Source organism: Mycobacterium aquaticum (assembly GCF_002086485.1).
Taxonomy (GTDB): Bacteria; Actinomycetota; Actinomycetes; order Mycobacteriales; family Mycobacteriaceae; genus Mycobacterium; species Mycobacterium aquaticum.
Map to the genome: position 1 here is coordinate 29260 of NZ_MVHF01000051.1, position 17912 is coordinate 47171.

Below are 17912 nucleotides of genomic sequence, written 5' to 3' on the forward strand. Positions count from 1 at the left end.
AACGATGACTGACGAGATTGCCGGCGGCGATCCTGGCGTCGACCTGGGAGTGGACCCGGATGTCGACGTCGCCGCCGTCCCCGAACTCGACGACGGCGAACTGGGTTCGGTGCTGGAGGCGCTGCTGCTGGTCGTCGACACTCCGGTGACCATCGACGCACTGGCCAGCGCCACCGAACAGCCGGCGTATCGCATCGCGGCCAAGCTGCGGTTGATGTCCGAGGAGTTCACCGCCCGGGACAGCGGCATCGACCTGCGGGAGGCCGGCGGCGGCTGGCGGATGTACACCCGGGCCCGCTACGCCCCGTACGTGGAGCGGCTGCTGCTGGATGGGGCGCGGTCCAAACTGACCCGCGCCGCCCTGGAGACCCTCGCGGTCGTGGCTTACCGGCAACCGGTGACACGGGCCAGGGTGAGCGCGGTACGTGGCGTCAACGTCGACGCGGTGATGCGGACACTGCTGGCGCGCGGGTTGATCACCGAGGCCGGTACCGATCCAGACACCGGCGCGACGGCGTTCGCCACCACCGAGCTGTTCCTGGAGCGGCTGGGACTGAGCTCATTGACCGATCTGCCCGACATCGCGCCGCTGCTGCCCGATGTCGACGTGATCGACGATCTGAGCGAAACACTCGGCGACGAACCGAGATTCGCCAAACTGGGTGGTGGTTCGCCGAAGAGCGATCAGCCGCAGACTTTCGACGTGGACAAGGACTGACATGGCTGAACCTGAAGGTGTGCGACTGCAGAAAGTGTTGTCTCAAGCTGGAATTGCGTCCCGCCGGGTCGCCGAGCGCATGATCACCGACGGCCGCGTCGAGGTCGACGGCCGGGTCGTCACCGAGCTGGGCACGCGCGTGGATCCTGCCGTCGCGGAGATCCGGGTGGACGGGTCCCGGATCGTGCTCGACGACACCCTGGTGTATCTGGCGATCAACAAACCCCGCGGCATGCACTCGACGATGTCCGATGACCGGGGCCGTCCGTGTGTGGGCGATCTGGTAGAGCACCGGGTTCGCGGTAACCAGAAGCTGTTCCATGTGGGCCGGCTGGATGCGGACACCGAGGGTCTGTTGCTCTTGACCAACGACGGAGAGCTGGCCCATCGGCTCATGCACCCGTCCTACGAGGTGCCCAAGACCTACGTCGCGACCGTGCTCGGCACGGTGCCGCGCGGGCTGGGCAAGAAGCTGCGGGCCGGTATCGAATTGGAGGACGGTCCGGCTCATGTCGACGATTTCGCGGTGGTCGACACCTTGCCGGGCAAGACCATGGTGAAGGTGGTCCTGCACGAGGGACGCAACCGGATCGTGCGGCGGCTGCTGGCCGCGGTGGATTACCCGGTGCAGGAACTGGTGCGCACCGAGATCGGCACAGTGTCGCTGGGTGATCAGCGTCCGGGCAGTATCCGAGCGCTCAGCCGCAAAGAGGTCGGCGAGCTTTATCAGGCGGTGGGTTTGTGAGCGGGTCATTGGTGGTAACGGTCGACGGTCCGGCAGGAACCGGAAAGTCTTCGGTGTCAAGGGGTTTGGCGCGTGCCCTGGGTGCGCGGTATCTCGACACCGGGGCGATGTACCGGATCGTCACGCTGGCGGTGCTGCGCGCAGGCGTCGACCTCACCGACGTGCCTGCCATCGAAGAGGTGGCTGCCGACGCGGAAGTCGGGGTGGGGTCGGATCCCGAGGAAGACCGGGCGTACCTCGCCGGCGAGGACGTCTCGACCGAGATCCGCGGTGACGAGGTGACGCGGGCCGTGTCGGCGGTGTCGGCGGTGCCGTCGGTGCGGACCCGGCTCGTGGACCTGCAGCGTGCCCTGGCGGCCGGCGGTGGCCGAGTTGTGGTGGAGGGGCGCGATATCGGCACAGTTGTGCTGCCGGATGCGGACGTGAAGATCTTCCTGACAGCCTCTGCCGAAGTGCGGGCGCGGCGGCGTAACGCGCAGAACATCGCGGGCGGGTTGCCCGACGACTATGCGACCGTGCTGGCCGATGTGCAGCGGCGGGATCATCTCGATTCCACGCGGGCGGTCTCACCGTTGCGCGCGGCCGATGACGCGCTGGTGGTCGACACCAGCGACATGGATGAAAGCCAAGTGGTCACACACCTTTTGGAGCTCGTGACCCAGCATGCAGGAGTGCGACGATGAGCTCGGAATCCTCCGACGGAACGTGGGCTGACGAAAGCGACTGGGAACTCGGTGCGGCCGAGGTCGCCGAAGCGATCGAGGAAGCCGCGGCGCCACCCCCTGTGGTTGCGGTGGTGGGCCGGCCGAATGTCGGCAAGTCCACCCTGGTGAACCGGATCCTCGGCCGGCGCGAAGCCGTCGTGCAGGACATCCCCGGCGTCACCAGAGACCGGGTGTCCTATGACGCCAACTGGCTGGGCCGGCGATTCATGGTGCAGGACACCGGGGGATGGGAACCCGACGCCAAGGGGCTGCAACAGCTCGTGGCCGACCAGGCACAGGTCGCGATGCGTACGGCCGACGCCATCATCCTGGTGGTCGACGCGGTGGTCGGGGCGACCGCTGCCGACGAGGCCGCGGCCCGGTTGCTGCGCAAGTCCGGCAAGCCGGTTTTCTTGGCGGCCAACAAGGTTGACACCGAACGCGGTGAGGCCGACGCTGCGGCGTTGTGGTCGCTGGGCATCGGGGAACCTCACCCGATCAGCGCCATGCACGGGCGCGGGGTCGCCGATCTGCTCGATGAGGTGATGGCCAAACTGCCCGAGGTGTCGGAACTGTCCGGCGGGGGCGGCGGGCCGCGGCGCGTCGCGCTCGTCGGTAAGCCCAACGTCGGGAAGAGCTCACTGCTCAACCGGCTGGCCGGTGACGAGCGGTCGGTGGTGCACGACGTGGCGGGCACCACGGTCGATCCCGTCGACTCGCTGATCGAACTGGGCGGCAAGGTCTGGCGCTTCATCGACACTGCCGGGTTGCGTCGTAAGGTCGGGCAGGCCAGCGGTCACGAGTTCTACGCCTCGGTGCGCACCCACGGTGCGATTGACGCCGCCGAAGTGGTGATGGTCCTGATCGACGGATCCCAGCCGCTCACCGAGCAGGACCAGCGGGTGCTGTCGATGGTCATCGAAGCGGGCCGTGCGCTGGTGCTGGTGTTCAACAAATGGGACCTGGTCGATGAGGACCGGCGCTACGAGTTGGACCGCGAGATCGAGCGGCAACTGGCGCAGGTGCAGTGGGCGCCGCGGGTGAACATCTCCGCCAAGACCGGCCGAGCGGTGCAGAAGCTGGTGCCTGCGCTGGAGACCTCGCTGGCCTCCTGGGATATGCGCATCTCGACCGGCCAGCTCAACACCTTCCTCAAGGAGGTGATCGCCGCGACGCCGCCGCCGGTGCGCGGTGGCAAGCAGCCGCGGATCCTGTTCGCCACCCAGGCCGCGACCCGGCCACCGACGTTCGTGTTGTTCACCTCAGGGTTCCTGGAGGCCGGTTATCGCCGGTTCCTGGAGCGCCGGCTGCGTGAGACGTTCGGTTTCGAGGGCAGCCCGATTCGGATCAACGTGCGGGTCCGCGAGAAGAGGGGCGCTCCCAAGCGCCGCTAGCCGTGACTCGTGGAGTCTTGGCCGTACCGGGTGCGGCTGAGACTCCACAAGTCGGGCCGATAGGGTGGCCCGAGTGTCTGTCACCCACATGATCTTGATTGCCTTGGCTGGAGTCGGGGCGGGCGCGATCAACGCCATCGTCGGATCGGGCACGCTGATCACCTTTCCCACGTTGGTGACGCTGGGCTTTCCGCCGGTGACCGCGACGATGTCCAACGCCATCGGCCTCGTCGCCGGTGGCGTTTCCGGCACCTGGGGCTACCGCCGCGAACTCCGCGGGCAGTGGAACCGGCTGCGATGGCAGATTCCCGGCTCGCTGATCGGCGCCGGACTCGGTTCGTGGCTGTTGTTGCACCTGCCGGAGAAGGTCTTCGTCCAGGTGGTGCCGGTGCTGCTGATCCTGGCGCTGGTCTTGGTCGTGGTCGGTCCCCGCATCCAAGCGTGGGCGCGGCGGCGGGCCGAGGAGTCCGGGCAGTCCGCCGACCACGTCAGCCCGCGACGGATGGTCGCGCTGGTTCTGGGAACTTTCGCCGTGGGCATCTACGGCGGATATTTCACTGCCGCACAGGGCATTCTGCTGATCGCGGTGATGGGCGCACTGCTGCCCGAGTCGATCCAGCGGATGAACGCCGCCAAGAATCTGTTGTCGCTGCTGGTGAACATCGTGGCCGCGGTCGCCTACACGATCGTCGCGTTCGACCGGATCAGCTGGACCGCGGCGGGTCTGATCGCGGTGGGGTCTCTCATCGGCGGATTCCTCGGCGCGCACTACGGACGCAGGCTGTCGCCGAACGCGCTGCGGGGTGTGATCGTCGTCGTGGGACTGATCGGGCTCTACCGGCTGCTGACCGTCTGACCTAGTTCGGCTGCCGCAGGCCGACGTACATCGTCTTGTGCAGGGTCAGGACGTGGTTGCGGGCGATCTCGGAAGCCGCCCGGCTGTCGCGGTGTCGCAAGGCATCAACCAGCTGGGCATGTTCGAGGTTGACCTTGTGCAGATAGCTGATCGGGTACGGGATGAAGTAGCGGTACAGGCCGTGCAGCACATCGCAGTAGGTGTTCATCGCCCAGTCGAGATGGCTTGCCGCCGCTACTGATTCGTGGAACCGCTGATCGGCGTGGTGATAGCTGGTCCAGTCCGTCGTCGCGGCGGCCTCGGCGACGATGGCCGACAGCGCGTCGATCTCCTCGTCGGTGGCAGCATGGGCCGCGGCAGCGCTGAGCGCGTCCTCGGCCAACGCGCGCAAGTCGATCAGGCGGTGCACCTCGGCGGCGTCGGCGCGAAAGGTGGCCGACGGACGGTCGGATCCGGGGCTCACCCCGGTGCCGCTGCGGGCGACGAAGGTGCCGCCGGCCCGCCCGCGTCGACGGACCACCAGGCCCTCGTCGGCCATCGACTGCAGGGCACGGCGAACCGTGGCGACACTGACGTCGAGTGCCTCGGCGATGTCGGGTTCGGCGGGCAGCTTGTCCCCGGCGGCCATGAGTTCCAACTCCATGGCCAATTCGAGCCGTGCCCGCACTGTGTCGGCCGCACTGAGGCGGGTGATGCCCGCGACCGCGGGAGCGCTCAACGCCGGGTGGGTGTCCCCGGCCTGCAACGTCATGACATTGAGAGTACGGGACCTATTGCCTTATTTGTTCATCCTGAACTAATATCGGTCCTCAATTCGCTCATTGTGAGCTATTAACTTTCTCGGAGGTCCCGGTGCCCGGATCGATCACAGTCGCTGCGGTTCAGGCGACACCGCTGGCGATGGAAGGCCTGCCGGTGTTCGGCAGAACCGACACCGTCACCGAGTTCGCGGCCGACGTCGTGCGTGTCCGCGAACAGGTGACGGGCCCGGCGTTGATTGTCTATCCCGAGATCCACCTGTTCGGCACCGACGACGCCGAAACCCTCGCCAAGGCCGCCGAACCGCTGGACGGTCCGCTGATCGCGGCACTGGGCGAGGTCGCCCGTGCCGCTGACGCGTGGCTGGTGCCCGGCTCGGTGCTGGAGCTCGGAGACAACGGCGAATTGTTCAACACCGCACCGGTTTTCGCTCCCGACGGCCGCTTGGCGGCGTCCTACCGCAAGATCTTCCCGTGGCGCCCGTACGAGAAGTTCACGCCGGGGGACGCCTTCGTCACCGTCGACATCCCCGACGTTGGCCGCCTCGGCATGTCCATCTGCTACGACGCCTGGTTCCCCGAATTGAGCCGCCACCTCGCCTGGATGGGCGCCGACGTGATCGTCAACGTCGTCAAGACCACCACCCCGGACCGCTTCCAGGAATTGGTGCTGGCCCGGGCGAATTCGATTGTGAACCAGGTGTTCACGGTCAGCGTCAACTGCGCCGGGCCCGTCGGCATGGGGCGCAGCATCCTGGTCGATCCCGAAGGCGCTGTGCTGCAGGAAAGTCCGGATGAATCACCTGAGGTGTTCTATCAGCACATCGACTTCGGAGCCGTCGCCGCGGTACGCGAACGCGGCACCGCCGGAACCAACCGGATGTGGGATCAGTTCGGGCCGTCCGACCGCCCGATACCGCTCCCGCTGTACGACGGGCGCATCGATCCGCAGCGCTGGTCACCCTCGAATCACGCCGACTGAAAGGCACCGCAATGACCCAAACAGCCGCAGGGCAACCAACTTTGGTGCGTGCCCTCGGGTTGCGTTCGCTGGTGCTGTTCGGCCTGGCGTACATGACGCCGCTGATCGTGCTCGGCATCTTCGGTGTGGTCGCCGCTGCGACGGCGGGCGCCTCGGCGTCGGCCTACCTGATCGCGTTGGCGGCCATGCTGTTCACGGCATCCAGCTACGGCCGGATGGCGGCCGCCTACCCGGTATCGGGTTCGGCCTACACCTACGTGCGGCGCACCATCGACACCCGCATCGGATTCCTCACCGGCTGGGCGGTGCTGCTCGATTACCTGTTCCTGCCCATGGTCATCTGGCTGATCGGGGCGGCGTACCTGGAGGCGCAGTTTCCCGCGGTGCCGGGCTGGCTGTGGGTCGTCGGCTTCATCCTGATCACCACTGCGCTCAACGTCATCGGGATCAAGGTCGCCGACAAGGCCAACTACCTGCTGATGGCCTTCCAGCTGTTGGTCATCGTGTTGTTCGTGGCGCTGTCGGTCGCCTCGGTGTTCCGTAATGACGGTGCCGGTGGTCTGGTCAGTGCGAGCCCGTTCACCGGGATCGGCGCGAGCATCGGGGGAGTGACCGCCGGTGCCGCCATCGCCGCCTACTGTTTCCTGGGTTTCGACGCGGTCACCACATTCACCGAGGAGGCCGTCGAACCTCGTAAGAACATGCCGCGCGCCATCATGCTGATCGCGCTGATCGGTGGTTCGATCTTTCTGCTTGTCGCCTACACGACCCAATTGGTCCATCCCGGAGGGGAATTCAGCGATTCATCGTCGGCGGCGCTGGAGATCGCCAAACAGATCGGCGGCAACCTGTTCGGGGCGGTGTTCCTCGCCGGCTTGATCCTGGCGCAGTTCGCTTCCGGGATCGCCGCGCAGGCCTCGGCGTCGCGTCTGCTGTTCGCAATGGGTCGCGACGGAACCCTGCCGCGAGCGGTGTTCGGCAAGATCAGCGCGAAGTTCCGCACCCCGGCGGTCAATCTGGTGATGGTCGGCGTGGTGGGTCTGCTGGCGGTGTTTCTCGACGTCGCGACGTCGACGTCGTTCATCAATTTCGGTGCGTTCGTCGCGTTCACCCTCGTGAACGTGTCGGTAATCGTCTACTACTTCCGCCAGCGCGCCGCGGGTGTCGTGCACAACCCGCTGCTCTACGTCGTGGCGCCGGCGATCGGCGCGGTCATCACGTCGTATCTGTTGATGCAACTCGACAACCGGGCGATCATCCTCGGGCTGAGCTGGCTGGGCATCGGCATCGTGGTGCTGGCCGTGACCAGTCACGGGTTCAAGGAGCTGCCACCGGAGATCGCAGTCGACGAAGCGGAGATCGATATCGCCGAACCTGCGGCACAGTGAGTACGTGAAAGTCGCACTGGCGCAGATCGGTTCGGGCACCGACATCGCCGCCAACCTCGAGCAGATCGCCTCTGCCGCCACGGCGGCACGGGCCGACGGCGCCGAGGTGGTGCTGTTCCCCGAATATTCGATGTATGAAAAGCCAGTCGTGGACGGCAGTTTCGCTGAAGTGGCCGAGCCGCTTGACGGGCCGTTCGGTTCGTCTTTGGCGGCACTGGCCGCCCGGCTCGGCATCGCCGTCGTGGCCGGGTTGGTCGAGGACAATCCGGACGACCCCACGCGGCCGTTCAACACCCTGGCCGCCTGGAGTGCGTCCGGGGCGTTTCTCGGCCGGCACCGCAAGGCGCTGCTCTACGACGTCGGGGTGTTCAGCGAGTCGACATACATCAGTGCCGGCGACGTCACTGATCCGTCGGTGATCCGCGTCGGCTCTACCCTCTTCGGCCTCCAGACCTGCTACGAGCTCCGCTTCCCGGAGATCAGCCGGCGCCAGGCGCGCGCGGGTGCGACAGTTCTCGCGGTGCTGTCGTCCTGGGTGCCCGGGCCGGGCAAGGTCACGCAATGGTCGACGCTCGCTGCTGCCCGCGCGATCGAGAACATCTGCCATGTCGCCGCCGTCACCCAGGCGGCGCCGGTCTCCACCGGACACAGCCTGGCCGTGGCGCCCGACGGAACCGTGCTGGCGACTCTCGGCGACGCTCCCGCGCTGGTCACGGTGACGGTTGACGCGTCTCTGACCGAACGCCAGCGGCAGGCCGACCCTCACGCGCTGACCGTCGATCTGTGACAGGTGGGGCGATTACGGAAACAGCGGGCGGCTGCGGTAGGCTTTCGACCGCTGCCGGAGAGATCCGGAATGCACCACGGGCTGTGGCGCAGCTTGGTAGCGCACTTGACTGGGGGTCAAGTGGTCGCAGGTTCAAATCCTGTCAGCCCGACCATCAAGAAACTCGCCGGCGTAGCCGAGCGAGTTTTTTGATGGTCGGCTGCTGTCCGTCCGGCCAGAAAAGCCCTATGAACCGGCGAGGAAGCCCTGAACGGTGCCGTCGGTCTCCCGCCGATGCACCGCGCACGCCCCGCCACCGGACCGCTTCACCTCGTACATCGCGGAATCGGCGTGACGGATCACCTGATCGAGGGAGAAGTGCGGCTCCGTCGCCGCAATCGACGCCACACCGACGCTCACGGACAGTGTCCGGTCACCGACCTCGATACGGGTGAGTACAGCGAGCCGATCCAGCAGTTCCACCATGCCGCCGGGTTCATCGATCATCGTCACCAGCGCCAGCTCGTCACCACCGAGCCGCGCGGCGATCTCCCCGGGGCGGGCGATGGACCGCAGCCGCCCCGCCATCGCAATCAGCGCCACGTCGCCGGCCGCGTGGCCCGCGTCGTCGTTGAGCCGCTTGAATCGGTCGATGTCGCAGACGGCCACCACCAGATTGGCCGGCGGCGTCCTTCCCGACACGATTCGACGCACGGCCGCGTGCATGCCGCGACGGTTGCGCAGCCCGGTCAGCTGATCACGGTGGGCCGACTGTGCGACTTGGGTGACCGCACGGCGACCGCTCTCGATGAGGACGCAGCCGGTCAGTGGCACCAGTACCACCCACATCAGTGCTGGCATGTAGATCGTGTACAGACCCCAGAGGCTGTCGTGCCGTACACGGACGGCCCAGCCAGTGATGCCGGCGATCAGCATGGCGCCGAAGGCGCAGTGCACCGCCAGCAGTCGCGCCCCGAGCAGGAATCCGACGAAGACTCCCGTGATGCCGAGGTACAGCGTGGTGCACAGACGCGCCTCGGTGGTGGACATGGTCGCCGCGACGGCGGCCACGGTGATGTCGGCCCACACCACGAAGGCGACCGCGGCCTCGTACCGCGGCCAGGGCCGTCGTAACCACCGGCACCCGATCACGGCACCGGAGATCGCCGCCACGGCCTGTACCGATCGCGATGCGACACCGGCCGGCCCCGCCGGGTTGAACTGCACGATGATGCCCAACCCCGCCAGTGCGAAACAGCCCAGCGCCGTCACCAGGCAGAAGGCGCGCATGAAACGGCCGTCACGCAGAGCATCAGTAGCAAACTTGAACTCGGCCCTACTCAACCAATTCTCCGTCTTCACCATGCCGGTTTTCCTGGAACAAGTTGTCACGTAAACGCCGGAAATGTATCCCATAGGGAAGATTCGGCACATTCTCGTGTTGTTGCCGTGATGAGATCGTCGGCACAGTTCTATCAACGTCCACACACTGTGCATCGGCGCGCCAGCTAACGCCGCCGCTCAGAGCCAGCCGGTTGTCGTATCCCGCTGTCAGGATGCGCTCATGGTGCAGCCAAATTCTCCGTACCGGGATTAGGTGCACGCAGCGGACGAACGGCGTCATCGGCGGTACCGTCCAGCCATGGCCACGCCGTGGATCATGCTCACCGCCGCATCAGCTGTCGGTCTCACGGGTTGCGCGCTGCCGATCGCCGGCACCGCAACCGCACCGCGGCCGTACAGCGGACCGGTTGACGTCACCTTCGCCTACACCGACAGCTTCGACGTGCTGCCGGGCGGAAAGTGCCGGGGGAGAGGCCTGTTCGCCGGCGTCCGCGACGGCGCTCAGCTCGACGTGGTCTCACTGACCGGATATGGTGCAAGGGCGACGGCCACGCTGCACGTGCGGTACGAGGAGGATCCAGCCCGCCGCCAGGGCGACGACGGGAAGTTCTGTATCGCCCGCTTCACCTTCGTCACTCCCGAGCCGCCGTCTCGTGTCGGGTACGTGGCCGAGCACCCGGCCGGCCCGCTGCCCGTCATCGGCCCCGGCGTCGGCCCGACGTTCGAGACCGTGTTGTCGGCGTGCACGGAGCTGAACTCACCGCCCGAGGCGCCGTGCGGCTATACGCGCCAGGCACCGCGGTGACTGTACCCGGACGAGAATTCCCTGAGGCATTCGTATTCGACTGGGCAGCATGGCAATTCGCCCGAGCCGAATACACCTGAGTCGCAGGGAAAGCAGCCTCCGTCGTCGATGTGAGGCGGCAGAAGGGCACCGGTCAGGCGGCAGAGCGGTAGTACTCCGCCAACGCCGGGTAGTAGTCGGCGAAGTCCGGCGCGCCGGCACCCGTCTCCGCTGCCACCAGGTTGTCCAGGTAGTACTCCCACCCGGGCCCCGCCTGGCTGGCGTCGTCGGTTTCTCCGAGGTGGTGGGTGAACACCAGGACCGCGCCGGCACCGTCGGCCCGGATCCGCGCCTCCAGATGCCAGCTGCCGTACTCGTCCACCGCGGTCAACGCAAGGTGATGCGGTGGATCGCAGGCCACGATCGTCATCTCGCTCTCCGGGATCTCGTCTTCGAACCCCAGGCGCACGGTGATCGTGTTGCCGACGCCGGCCTGTCCGGTCCACGATCCGAACCAGCGGGCGGTGCGATCGGATTCGGTGATCGACGCCCATACGTCCTCGACAGTGGCGTTGAAGCGCCGCTCCAGGATCAGATCCCGACCGGTCTCGCTGCGCTGAATGCGCCCAGTTCCGTTGACAGTCATGCAGTTCCCTTTCGTTCGGTGCGGTCGACGCTGCCGCCGGATGCTGCATGTTCGCGTTCCCTGCGGGCGCGACGCACTTCGGTGTCCAGTGCCGCGCCGGCCAGCAGTTCGGCCGCGCGGGCGGGTCCACGAAGCTCCCGAAGCCAGGAATCGACCTCGCCGAGGGCCTCCAGCCGGAGCCGGTAGGTGCGCTCACGGCCATCGGAGGAGTCCGCATCCACCTCGACGAGGCCGGCCTCCCGAAGCACCCGCAGATGCCGGCTCACTGCAGGGCGACTGATCCCGAACTGGGCGGCGACCTCACCGGCGGGCAGGGGCCGGCCACGCAGCAGGAGCAAGATCCGGCGGCGTACCGGGTCCGCGATGGCGGGGAACACGCTCACTCAAACAATGTAACCGATCGGTTACGCATCTGACCTCACTGGTGTGCCATTTGCGCCCCGGTCGCGCCTGCCGTCTCGTCGGGTACCTGCGTAACGGTCGCTTTCCTCAGCACCGTCCGGGTCGGGATGTCGATTGCGGTCACCGTCCTGGTCGCGGGGTCGGTCACGTAGGCCACTGAGCCGAGCGTGCTCACCGCTGGTCGAGGGTCCTGCCAGGTGGTCGACTCGACCCACGGCTCCGTCACCGCGAGCTCACCGATCACGGCGCCGGTGTCGGGGTTGAGGAAGCGGAGCCGCCCGTCGGTGCCCAGCACGATCATCTCGCCGAACTGTCCGCGAGCGAGGGAACGGAAGCTGTATGAGGCGGGGAGGTCGACCAGGCGAACCGAGTTGGTGCGGGTATCGATGAGGCTGACTCGGGTGGGGCGCTCGAGCTTGGCGGCCTTGTCTACCTTGTAGTCGCCGAGTACCACCGGATGTGCCTGCGTCGCAGCCACATTGCCGATCCTGGCGTAGCCCGGCGTGGGGGCTGGAACCTTTGTGATCTGGTTTCCGCGCACCACCAGAACGCCGTTCTCACAACCGAAGACGACGGCGTCCTGCGCAGCACCCTCACCGTGGACGCCCGGGCATTCGGTGCTGTCGGCGATCTGTCGCTGCTGCGCATCGAGGATCTGCACTCCGGTACGAACGGTTTCGTCACCGGTGGTGATCACCAACGATCCGTCGGCGCGCGGTACCGCGACGCCGTGGTGCGGATGTGGCGCGGTGTACACCGACTGCGGGGCTGACTGGTCGCCAATCCGGTTACTGGGGATTGAGGTGACGGTGCCGGCGCCATCGGAGAACAGGGCGGTGATGCCGTCGTGCGTGACCACGTGGCCCGGCTCGGGCGCGGTGATGCGGATGTCGGTCAGCTTCGGCGGCGCGGTCTGGAAGTGTGCGTGGTCGCCGTGCTCCTTCGCCCAGGTCCCGGTGTCGAGCACGGTGAAGCCGTCACCGTCGGCGAGCATCACGTGGCGGTTGTCGCCGGCCGCCTTGACCCTCAGGTAGCCGCTTGCGGGCAGGTCGGCGATCTGCTCCAGGGTGGTGGCATCCAGGATCATCACCCCGCCGTCGTAGGTAACGGCCAGGCGCGGTGTTGGCCGCCGCTGTTCGACAGTGCCGCCGGCGGCGGCCTCACCCGCGGACGACGGTGCCGACTGCTCCGTACCGGAACCGCAGGCGGTGAGCAGGACAGCCGCGGCCACCGCGGAGATCGTGTGTTCAAGGCGCATGGCATCACGCTTATCGATCATGAAAACCATTGTCAAAGCGTGGCTCAGCGATATGTGCATATCCCCGGCCCGCGGGATCAGATGTCGGACGGCTCGTCGACCCCTTCGTGCTCAGTTGTGCGCGAGCCCGGTTCTTCCGAGCGGACGGCCGACCAGCTGGCGAGCATTCGCAGCTTCTCGTCGGCCGCGCTGCCGGCAGGCGCGGTGTATCCGGTGAGCACCAGTCGGTCATCGCCGGTTGAGCGAACGTCGAGCGAGTCGTAGGCGAGGTCGATCGGGCCGACGATGGGATGGTTGAAGTGTTTGAGCCCGGTGTTGTGGTTACGCACATTGTGAGCGCCCCAGCGGCTGCGGAAATCCTCGCTGCGGGTGGCGAGTTCGCCGACGAGGTCAGTGAGATCCTTGTTGTAGGGGTCGCGGCCCGCCTCGGTACGCAACAGCGCGACGGTGGTGTCCATCGAACCCCCATAGTCCGGGAAGAAGTCGGCGGCACGCTCGTCGAGGAAGTTGAACCGGGCAATGTTGGCTCTCCACGCAGGCTCGTCGAGCACCGGTGCGTACAGCGCCCGACCGAGAGCGTTGCTGGCGACGATGTCGAGTCGGCCGTTGCGGATGAACGCCGCTGCCCCTGTCATCGCATCGAGGAGTTGCTGCAGGCTCTCGGGGAGCCGCGCAGGAGTGCGACGGCGCGGGGTCCGCGTGGGTTTGGCGGCGCGAGCCAGATGGAATAGGTGGGCCGTTTCGGCGTCGTCCAGCAGTAGGGCGCGGGCGACGGCTGCCAGCACGTCATCGGATACGCCCCTGATGTGTCCCTTCTCCAGGCGGGTGTACCAATCGGTGCTCACCCCGGCGAGTACGGCGACTTCCTCGCGTCGCAGGCCGGGAACGCGCCGTTGAGTCCCGCCCGCAGGGAGCCCGACTTGATCCGGGGTGATCCGGGCGCGGCGGGTGGCCAGGAAGTCACGGATGTCGGCGCGGTCCGGGGTGCCGCTGATGTTCACACATCCGACGGTACGACCAGCCGTCGCAACGAAGGGGGTCCTGTTTGTACCCCCTCTGACTCGACCTGCCACACAGAGGCTGAAAGGGGTTGTCTGAATGAGGTGACGAGTTGTGCGCGTGCCACTCGGCGCCGTCCCCGCACTTCACCATGAGGAGCCCAGATGTCCGACCCGACCCCGACTGCTTCCGCGCAGGCTTGGCCCCCAGGCGTTCTCGACCGGTTCCGCTCCGCCGGGGAGATCGAGATCAGCACCCGCCGGATTGACGGTTCCCTGCGTGGGTATGTCCTGATCTGGGCCGTCGTGGTCGACGGCGAGCTGTATGTCCGCTCGTACCACGGCGGTGAGGGTGCCTGGTACCGGCACGCCGTGGCACATCCCGCCGGGTCGATCTGGACTGGCGGGCAGCAGATGGACGTCACCTTCGCCCCTGCTGGGCAGGATGTTGGCCCGGCAGTAGACGGCGCCTACCGCGCGAAGTACGCCCGTTACGGCGACAGTTATCTGCGGCCGATGTTGGCCGACAAGGCCGTCGCCGCCACGTTGCGTGTCGATCCGCAGCACTGACCACAGCCCCGGACAGAGGAAACGAGCGATGACCGACCATCAGAACCCCGGCTGGACCGGAGGGCGGCACACCCCCGGCGATTTCGACCAGATCTTCCCACTCGGGGAGCCCAATGACGCCTATGCACAGTACTTTCTCGGGCAGAGCTACCTGGCCCCACTCGTCTCCGGGAGTGTTCCGGTGAGCAACGTGTCCTTCGAGCCTGGTTGCCGCAACAACTGGCACATCCATCACGGGACCGGAGGCGGTGGTGACCAGATCCTGCTGTGCACGGCAGGCAGCGGCTGGTACCAGGCCGACGGCACGGACCCCGTCAGCCTGGAACCGGGAACGGTGATCCGGGTGCCTGCCGGCACGAAGCACTGGCACGGCGCGAAGGCCGACTCATGGTTCTCCCACGTCGCCTTCATCACGCCCGGCGCGGACGTCAGCAACGAATGGCTCGAGCCCGTCACCGACGATGTGTACGGCCGACTGCCGAAGATTGGAGATAACGCATGAGCATCCTGACCGAGACCTACACCCTGTCCAACGGCGTCGAGATTCCGAAACTGGGGTTGGGGACCTGGCTCATCGCCGACGACAAGGCCGCCGCCGCCGTGCGTGACGCCGTCGAGATCGGCTACCGCAACATAGATACCGCGCAGGCCTACGGCAACGAACGCGGCGTCGGCGAGGGCATCCACACCTCGGGCACCCCACGTGAGGACCTCTTCGTATCGACCAAACTGGCCGCCGAGATCAAGGACTACGACCAGGCGGTCGCCGCGATCGACGGGTCGCTGGCGAAGCTCAAGCTCGACTACGTCGACCTGATGCTCATCCACAGCCCACAGCCGTGGAACGACTTCCGCGGTGGTGACTACGCCGAGGGCAACCGCCAGGCCTGGCGCGCACTCGAGGACGCCCACAGCGCAGGCAAACTCCGAGCGATCGGGGTGTCGAACTTCGAGCAACACGACCTGGAGAACATCCTGTCGAGCGGCACCGTTACGCCCCACGTGAACCAGTTGCTCGTGCACGCGGGTAACACCCCGACTGATCTCCTGGCCTACTGCGACGGCAGGAACATCCTCGTCGAGGCGTATTCGCCGATCGCACACGGGGAAATCCTCAACAACCCCGACGTCGCAGCGATGGCCGAGAAGTACGGCGTGAGCGTGCCGCAACTGTGCATCCGCTACACCCTGCAGCTGGGCACTGTGTCGCTGCCGAAGACCGCCAATCCCGAGCACATGCGCTCCAACGCGCAGGTTGACTTCGTGGTCTCGGATTCGGACATGAACGCGCTGCGCAACCTGCACGCCCGGGACTACGGCGACGCCAGCGTGTTCCCCGTCTACCGCGGAAAGTAGCGAAACTTCGCCCACGCCAACCTGTTCCGGGCGAAGCGGTCAGCTGGCTCGTGAACGGAAAGGGAGCACACCATGGATGACCACCGAGTCGTCGTCATCACCGGGGCCGCACGCGGAATAGGCCGGGCCACCGCAATCGCGTTCGCGCGGGCCGGCTATCGGATCGCCGGTGCTGATATCGCGGCGCTCGCCAGCTCAGCGATGGACTACGCGCCGGCCACCCCCGAGGATCTCGCACGGACCGGGGAACTTGTGGAGGAAGCCGGCGGGCAGTGGCTGCCCGTGGTGTTCGATCAGCGCGACATGTCCGCCGTGCGTGAAGGATTCGCGAAGGTGGTGGACCGCTTCGGCGGCGTCGACGTCGTGTTCGCCAACGCCGGCGTCCAGGGCTTCGCCCCGTTGCTGGAGATGAGCGACGAGCTCTGGCACGACCAGATCGACATCAACCTCACCGGCACCGCCAACGTATTGCGCGTCGCCGCCCCGCTGCTGATCGAGCGCGGCGGCGGGCGCATCATCATCACCTCATCCACTCAGGGCCAGCACGGAACCCTCGACGGCAGTGGATACTCGGCGTCGAAGTGGGGGCTGATCGGTCTGATGAAGTCGGCGGCGTTAGAACTCGGGCAGTACGGGATCACGGTCAACGCGCTGGTTCCCGGGCTCATCAACACCGCACTCACTCGGCACGAGGACCGCTACGCCCAGATCATCCGCAGCGGTGGGAATGAACCTACTGGTGATGTCCAGAAGGACGAGCAGACCGCGGCGGCCGCGCAGTGCAAGAAGCTACCGCTCGGCGTGCCCTGGGTGGAGCCCGAGGACGTCGCACCGCTGGTCGTGTTCCTCGCCTCGGAGGAGGCGCGGATGGTCACCGGCACCAGTTTCGCGGCCACCGCGGGAGACAGCGCCAACATCACCGCGTAGCACACTCGGCTCGAACTGTCGGAATGTCATGAAACATGTTGTGAAACATGTAATTAGGGGAGTGGACAGCCCGGGTGACTCAGGGGCCGGCCCGTGGGCGTCGGCGCCGCAGCAGAGCGACCACAACAGCGGCGATGATGCTGATCCCGATCAGACCGCCGCCGACGATGATGCCTGCGACACCGCCGAAAATCCCTCCCGCCCCGGGATTTTCGCCGATGCGGAAACGGTCGGACGCTTCGCCGGAGCACCGAATGGCATACTTCCCGGACTCTTTGGCGCTGACGGTGAGGGCGGCCTGCCAGCCGTTGATGGTCAGGGTGCCCTGGTAGGTGTCGATGGCGGTGCCGCCGGACTTGTCATGGAACTGGCAGCGGACCGAGTGATCAGCCGACTCGGTGTGCACGAATACGGTCTGGGTGACCCCCGGCTCAAGAGCGACGGTGGTGGACTCTCCGCTTTGGAACTCGCTGGCGTCGCCAGGCAGGGAGTCCGCGGTATGTGCGAGCAGCCCAACGCCTGTTGCGACAAGGGCGATCCCGACCAGCGCCAGCGCCGCGGCGATGGCGTACCAGAGTTTCCTCGGCGGCGGCTTGGCCGGCGCAGGCAGGGGAGTCGGCCACGGGTTGACAGACGGCGGGATGCTGTGCCCGGCAAAGGTTCCTGGGAGGGGCTGCTGTGCCTGCCACGGCGGGGCGTGGTCGCCGTTGCGTGCGACAGGTCCATACGGCGAAGGCTCACCGGGCGTCATCGTCTGAGCCTAAACGAGACGCATCGGGTACCCGTGCGCTGATTTCGTCTCGGACCATCAGCTGACCGGCTGGATCCGCAGGCCGTTGTCAACGTGGTCAGTCCCGTGGTTTCCGGCGACGCCACCAGGGAGCGGAAGCCCATGCACCACGTTCAACCGTGACCGCGCGGAAGCGCTCGTCGAGCCGGTGCACCTCTACCCGGAGTTGGTGGGCGTGCTTGCCACCGCGGTGGAGGAGGGCTTCCAGTCGCGCTCGGGGATCCTGCTCGATCCGCCACTCGCAGCAGGGACATCCGGTGCGAGAGTGGACTACGCGGTCGAGGCGTTCGGCGTCCTCGACTTCTCGCCGCCACAGGGCCAGGTACCGAAGGGCGGCGGCCTCTTTCCTTGGGCGGCGGGGACGGTGCCGATTCACCGGCGTGGCAGGGGCTGCCCCTTCGGTTCGATGTGTGTCATGTGCGGCACCGTGACGTGGCGCGGCCGGTGAGTCGGGACACGAACCCGATCAGGGTACAACCGCGTTCTGTCGTCGCACGGCTGCGATGACCGCCGGTGAGATTCCTCG

The 17912-nt window shown here is 66.8% G+C and carries 22 protein-coding genes and 1 tRNA gene; 15 read left to right on the plus strand and 8 right to left on the minus strand.

Annotated elements, in window-relative coordinates; translation table 11 throughout:
* Positions 1-4: 4 nt before the first annotated feature.
* The 5 genes from scpB (at position 5) to BST13_RS32375 (ending at position 4417) form a co-directional block, all read left to right on the plus strand.
* The gene (gene scpB, locus BST13_RS32355; protein ID WP_083169432.1) at positions 5-718 is read left to right on the plus strand and encodes an SMC-Scp complex subunit ScpB; all 714 of its coding nucleotides are present in this window, start codon (positions 5-7) and stop codon (positions 716-718) included.
* A gap of 1 nt (position 719) precedes the next feature.
* Positions 720-1463, plus strand: a complete 744-nt coding sequence (locus tag BST13_RS32360; RefSeq protein WP_083169434.1) for a pseudouridine synthase — start codon at positions 720-722, stop codon at positions 1461-1463.
* Positions 1460-2146, plus strand: coding sequence for a (d)CMP kinase (cmk, locus tag BST13_RS32365; RefSeq protein WP_083169436.1), 687 nt, complete (start codon positions 1460-1462; stop codon positions 2144-2146). The genes BST13_RS32360 and cmk overlap by 4 nt, the downstream gene beginning before the upstream one ends.
* A complete protein-coding gene (gene der, locus BST13_RS32370; protein ID WP_083169438.1) occupies positions 2143-3561 on the plus strand; it encodes a ribosome biogenesis GTPase Der in 1419 nt (472 codons plus the stop codon). Before cmk ends, der begins: the two co-directional genes overlap by 4 nt.
* An 88-nt stretch (positions 3562-3649) precedes the next feature.
* On the plus strand, positions 3650-4417 hold the full coding sequence (locus BST13_RS32375) for a sulfite exporter TauE/SafE family protein (RefSeq protein ID WP_425437081.1): 768 nt from the start codon (positions 3650-3652) through the stop codon (positions 4415-4417).
* 1 nt (position 4418) lies between these two features.
* Here the strand turns inward: BST13_RS32375 and BST13_RS32380 are convergent, their stop codons facing one another.
* Positions 4419-5168 carry a FadR/GntR family transcriptional regulator gene (locus BST13_RS32380; protein WP_083169442.1) on the minus strand — a complete coding sequence of 250 codons (750 nt, stop codon included), beginning with the start codon at positions 5166-5168 and terminating at the stop codon, positions 4419-4421.
* 101 nt (positions 5169-5269) lie between these two features.
* On the opposite strand from BST13_RS32380, the gene BST13_RS32385 reads away from it, so the two are divergent.
* The 4 genes from BST13_RS32385 (at position 5270) to BST13_RS32400 (ending at position 8486) form a co-directional block, all read left to right on the plus strand.
* Entirely contained in the window at positions 5270-6157 is an 888-nt protein-coding gene (locus BST13_RS32385; protein WP_083169444.1) for a carbon-nitrogen hydrolase family protein, read from the plus strand.
* Positions 6158-6168: 11 nt separating this feature from the next.
* On the plus strand, positions 6169-7545 hold the full coding sequence (locus tag BST13_RS32390) for an APC family permease (protein WP_083169446.1): 1377 nt from the start codon (positions 6169-6171) through the stop codon (positions 7543-7545).
* Between the two features lie 4 nt (positions 7546-7549).
* Positions 7550-8332 carry a nitrilase-related carbon-nitrogen hydrolase gene (locus BST13_RS32395; protein WP_158087234.1) on the plus strand — a complete coding sequence of 261 codons (783 nt, stop codon included), beginning with the start codon at positions 7550-7552 and terminating at the stop codon, positions 8330-8332.
* Between the two features lie 77 nt (positions 8333-8409).
* Positions 8410-8486, plus strand: a tRNA-Pro gene (locus BST13_RS32400).
* Positions 8487-8557: 71 nt separating this feature from the next.
* On the opposite strand, the gene BST13_RS32405 is transcribed toward BST13_RS32400, so the two are convergent.
* Positions 8558-9655, minus strand: coding sequence for a GGDEF domain-containing protein (locus BST13_RS32405; protein ID WP_158087235.1), 1098 nt, complete (start codon positions 9653-9655; stop codon positions 8558-8560).
* On the minus strand, positions 9648-9935 hold the full coding sequence (locus tag BST13_RS39150) for a hypothetical protein (RefSeq protein ID WP_158087236.1): 288 nt from the start codon (positions 9933-9935) through the stop codon (positions 9648-9650). Before BST13_RS39150 ends, BST13_RS32405 begins: the two co-directional genes overlap by 8 nt.
* 18 nt (positions 9936-9953) lie before the next feature.
* Here BST13_RS39150 and BST13_RS32410 point away from each other — a divergent pair, with 18 nt between their 5' ends.
* Positions 9954-10460, plus strand: a complete 507-nt coding sequence (locus BST13_RS32410) for a hypothetical protein (protein ID WP_083169452.1) — start codon at positions 9954-9956, stop codon at positions 10458-10460.
* 133 nt (positions 10461-10593) lie between these two features.
* Here BST13_RS32410 and BST13_RS32415 read toward each other — a convergent pair whose 3' ends face one another.
* From BST13_RS32415 to BST13_RS32430, 4 genes are read right to left on the minus strand one after another with little or no spacing between them, the layout of a single operon-like run.
* Positions 10594-11085 carry an SRPBCC family protein gene (locus BST13_RS32415; protein ID WP_083169454.1) on the minus strand — a complete coding sequence of 164 codons (492 nt, stop codon included), beginning with the start codon at positions 11083-11085 and terminating at the stop codon, positions 10594-10596.
* Positions 11082-11468 (minus strand): ArsR/SmtB family transcription factor, encoded by a 387-nt coding sequence (locus BST13_RS32420; RefSeq protein WP_083169456.1) that lies wholly within the window; start codon positions 11466-11468, stop codon positions 11082-11084. Before BST13_RS32420 ends, BST13_RS32415 begins: the two co-directional genes overlap by 4 nt.
* 35 nt (positions 11469-11503) lie before the next feature.
* Entirely contained in the window at positions 11504-12766 is a 1263-nt protein-coding gene (locus tag BST13_RS32425; protein ID WP_245839897.1) for a hypothetical protein, read from the minus strand.
* 56 nt (positions 12767-12822) lie between these two features.
* Entirely contained in the window at positions 12823-13740 is a 918-nt protein-coding gene (locus tag BST13_RS32430) for a helix-turn-helix transcriptional regulator (protein ID WP_083169512.1), read from the minus strand.
* 168 nt (positions 13741-13908) lie between these two features.
* Between BST13_RS32430 and BST13_RS32435 the strand changes: the two genes are divergently transcribed.
* The 4 genes from BST13_RS32435 to BST13_RS32450 all read left to right on the plus strand — a co-directional run bounded on the left by BST13_RS32435 (position 13909) and on the right by BST13_RS32450 (position 16596).
* Positions 13909-14313, plus strand: a complete 405-nt coding sequence (locus BST13_RS32435; RefSeq protein WP_083169458.1) for a DUF2255 family protein — start codon at positions 13909-13911, stop codon at positions 14311-14313.
* 28 nt (positions 14314-14341) lie between these two features.
* Complete coding sequence (locus tag BST13_RS32440) at positions 14342-14815, plus strand: cupin domain-containing protein (protein ID WP_083169460.1); 474 nt, start codon at positions 14342-14344, stop codon at positions 14813-14815.
* Complete coding sequence (locus BST13_RS32445) at positions 14812-15669, plus strand: aldo/keto reductase (RefSeq protein ID WP_083169462.1); 858 nt, start codon at positions 14812-14814, stop codon at positions 15667-15669. The genes BST13_RS32440 and BST13_RS32445 overlap by 4 nt, the downstream gene beginning before the upstream one ends.
* A 72-nt stretch (positions 15670-15741) precedes the next feature.
* Positions 15742-16596 carry an SDR family NAD(P)-dependent oxidoreductase gene (locus tag BST13_RS32450; RefSeq protein ID WP_083169464.1) on the plus strand — a complete coding sequence of 285 codons (855 nt, stop codon included), beginning with the start codon at positions 15742-15744 and terminating at the stop codon, positions 16594-16596.
* Between the two features lie 79 nt (positions 16597-16675).
* Here the strand turns inward: BST13_RS32450 and BST13_RS32455 are convergent, their stop codons facing one another.
* Positions 16676-17347, minus strand: coding sequence for a hypothetical protein (locus tag BST13_RS32455; protein WP_083169466.1), 672 nt, complete (start codon positions 17345-17347; stop codon positions 16676-16678).
* An 85-nt stretch (positions 17348-17432) separates the two neighbouring features.
* Between BST13_RS32455 and BST13_RS32460 the strand changes: the two genes are divergently transcribed.
* A complete protein-coding gene (locus tag BST13_RS32460) occupies positions 17433-17834 on the plus strand; it encodes a hypothetical protein (protein ID WP_142282887.1) in 402 nt (133 codons plus the stop codon).
* Positions 17835-17912: the final 78 nt, after the last annotated feature.

Coding starts and splice junctions, on each gene's coding strand:
- scpB (WP_083169432.1), top strand. CDS start 5: ATGACTGACGAGATTGCCGGCGGCGATCCTGGCGTCGACCTGGGAGTG.
- BST13_RS32360 (WP_083169434.1), top strand. CDS start 720: ATGGCTGAACCTGAAGGTGTGCGACTGCAGAAAGTGTTGTCTCAAGCT.
- der (WP_083169438.1), top strand. CDS start 2,143: ATGAGCTCGGAATCCTCCGACGGAACGTGGGCTGACGAAAGCGACTGG.
- BST13_RS32375 (WP_425437081.1), top strand. CDS start 3,650: ATGATCTTGATTGCCTTGGCTGGAGTCGGGGCGGGCGCGATCAACGCC.
- BST13_RS32380 (WP_083169442.1), bottom strand. CDS start 5,168: ATGACGTTGCAGGCCGGGGACACCCACCCGGCGTTGAGCGCTCCCGCG.
- BST13_RS32390 (WP_083169446.1), top strand. CDS start 6,169: ATGACCCAAACAGCCGCAGGGCAACCAACTTTGGTGCGTGCCCTCGGG.
- BST13_RS39150 (WP_158087236.1), bottom strand. CDS start 9,935: ATGACGCCGTTCGTCCGCTGCGTGCACCTAATCCCGGTACGGAGAATT.
- BST13_RS32410 (WP_083169452.1), top strand. CDS start 9,954: ATGGCCACGCCGTGGATCATGCTCACCGCCGCATCAGCTGTCGGTCTC.
- BST13_RS32415 (WP_083169454.1), bottom strand. CDS start 11,085: ATGACTGTCAACGGAACTGGGCGCATTCAGCGCAGCGAGACCGGTCGG.
- BST13_RS32425 (WP_245839897.1), bottom strand. CDS start 12,766: ATGATCGATAAGCGTGATGCCATGCGCCTTGAACACACGATCTCCGCG.
- BST13_RS32435 (WP_083169458.1), top strand. CDS start 13,909: ATGTCCGACCCGACCCCGACTGCTTCCGCGCAGGCTTGGCCCCCAGGC.
- BST13_RS32440 (WP_083169460.1), top strand. CDS start 14,342: ATGACCGACCATCAGAACCCCGGCTGGACCGGAGGGCGGCACACCCCC.
- BST13_RS32445 (WP_083169462.1), top strand. CDS start 14,812: ATGAGCATCCTGACCGAGACCTACACCCTGTCCAACGGCGTCGAGATT.
- BST13_RS32450 (WP_083169464.1), top strand. CDS start 15,742: ATGGATGACCACCGAGTCGTCGTCATCACCGGGGCCGCACGCGGAATA.
- BST13_RS32455 (WP_083169466.1), bottom strand. CDS start 17,347: ATGACGCCCGGTGAGCCTTCGCCGTATGGACCTGTCGCACGCAACGGC.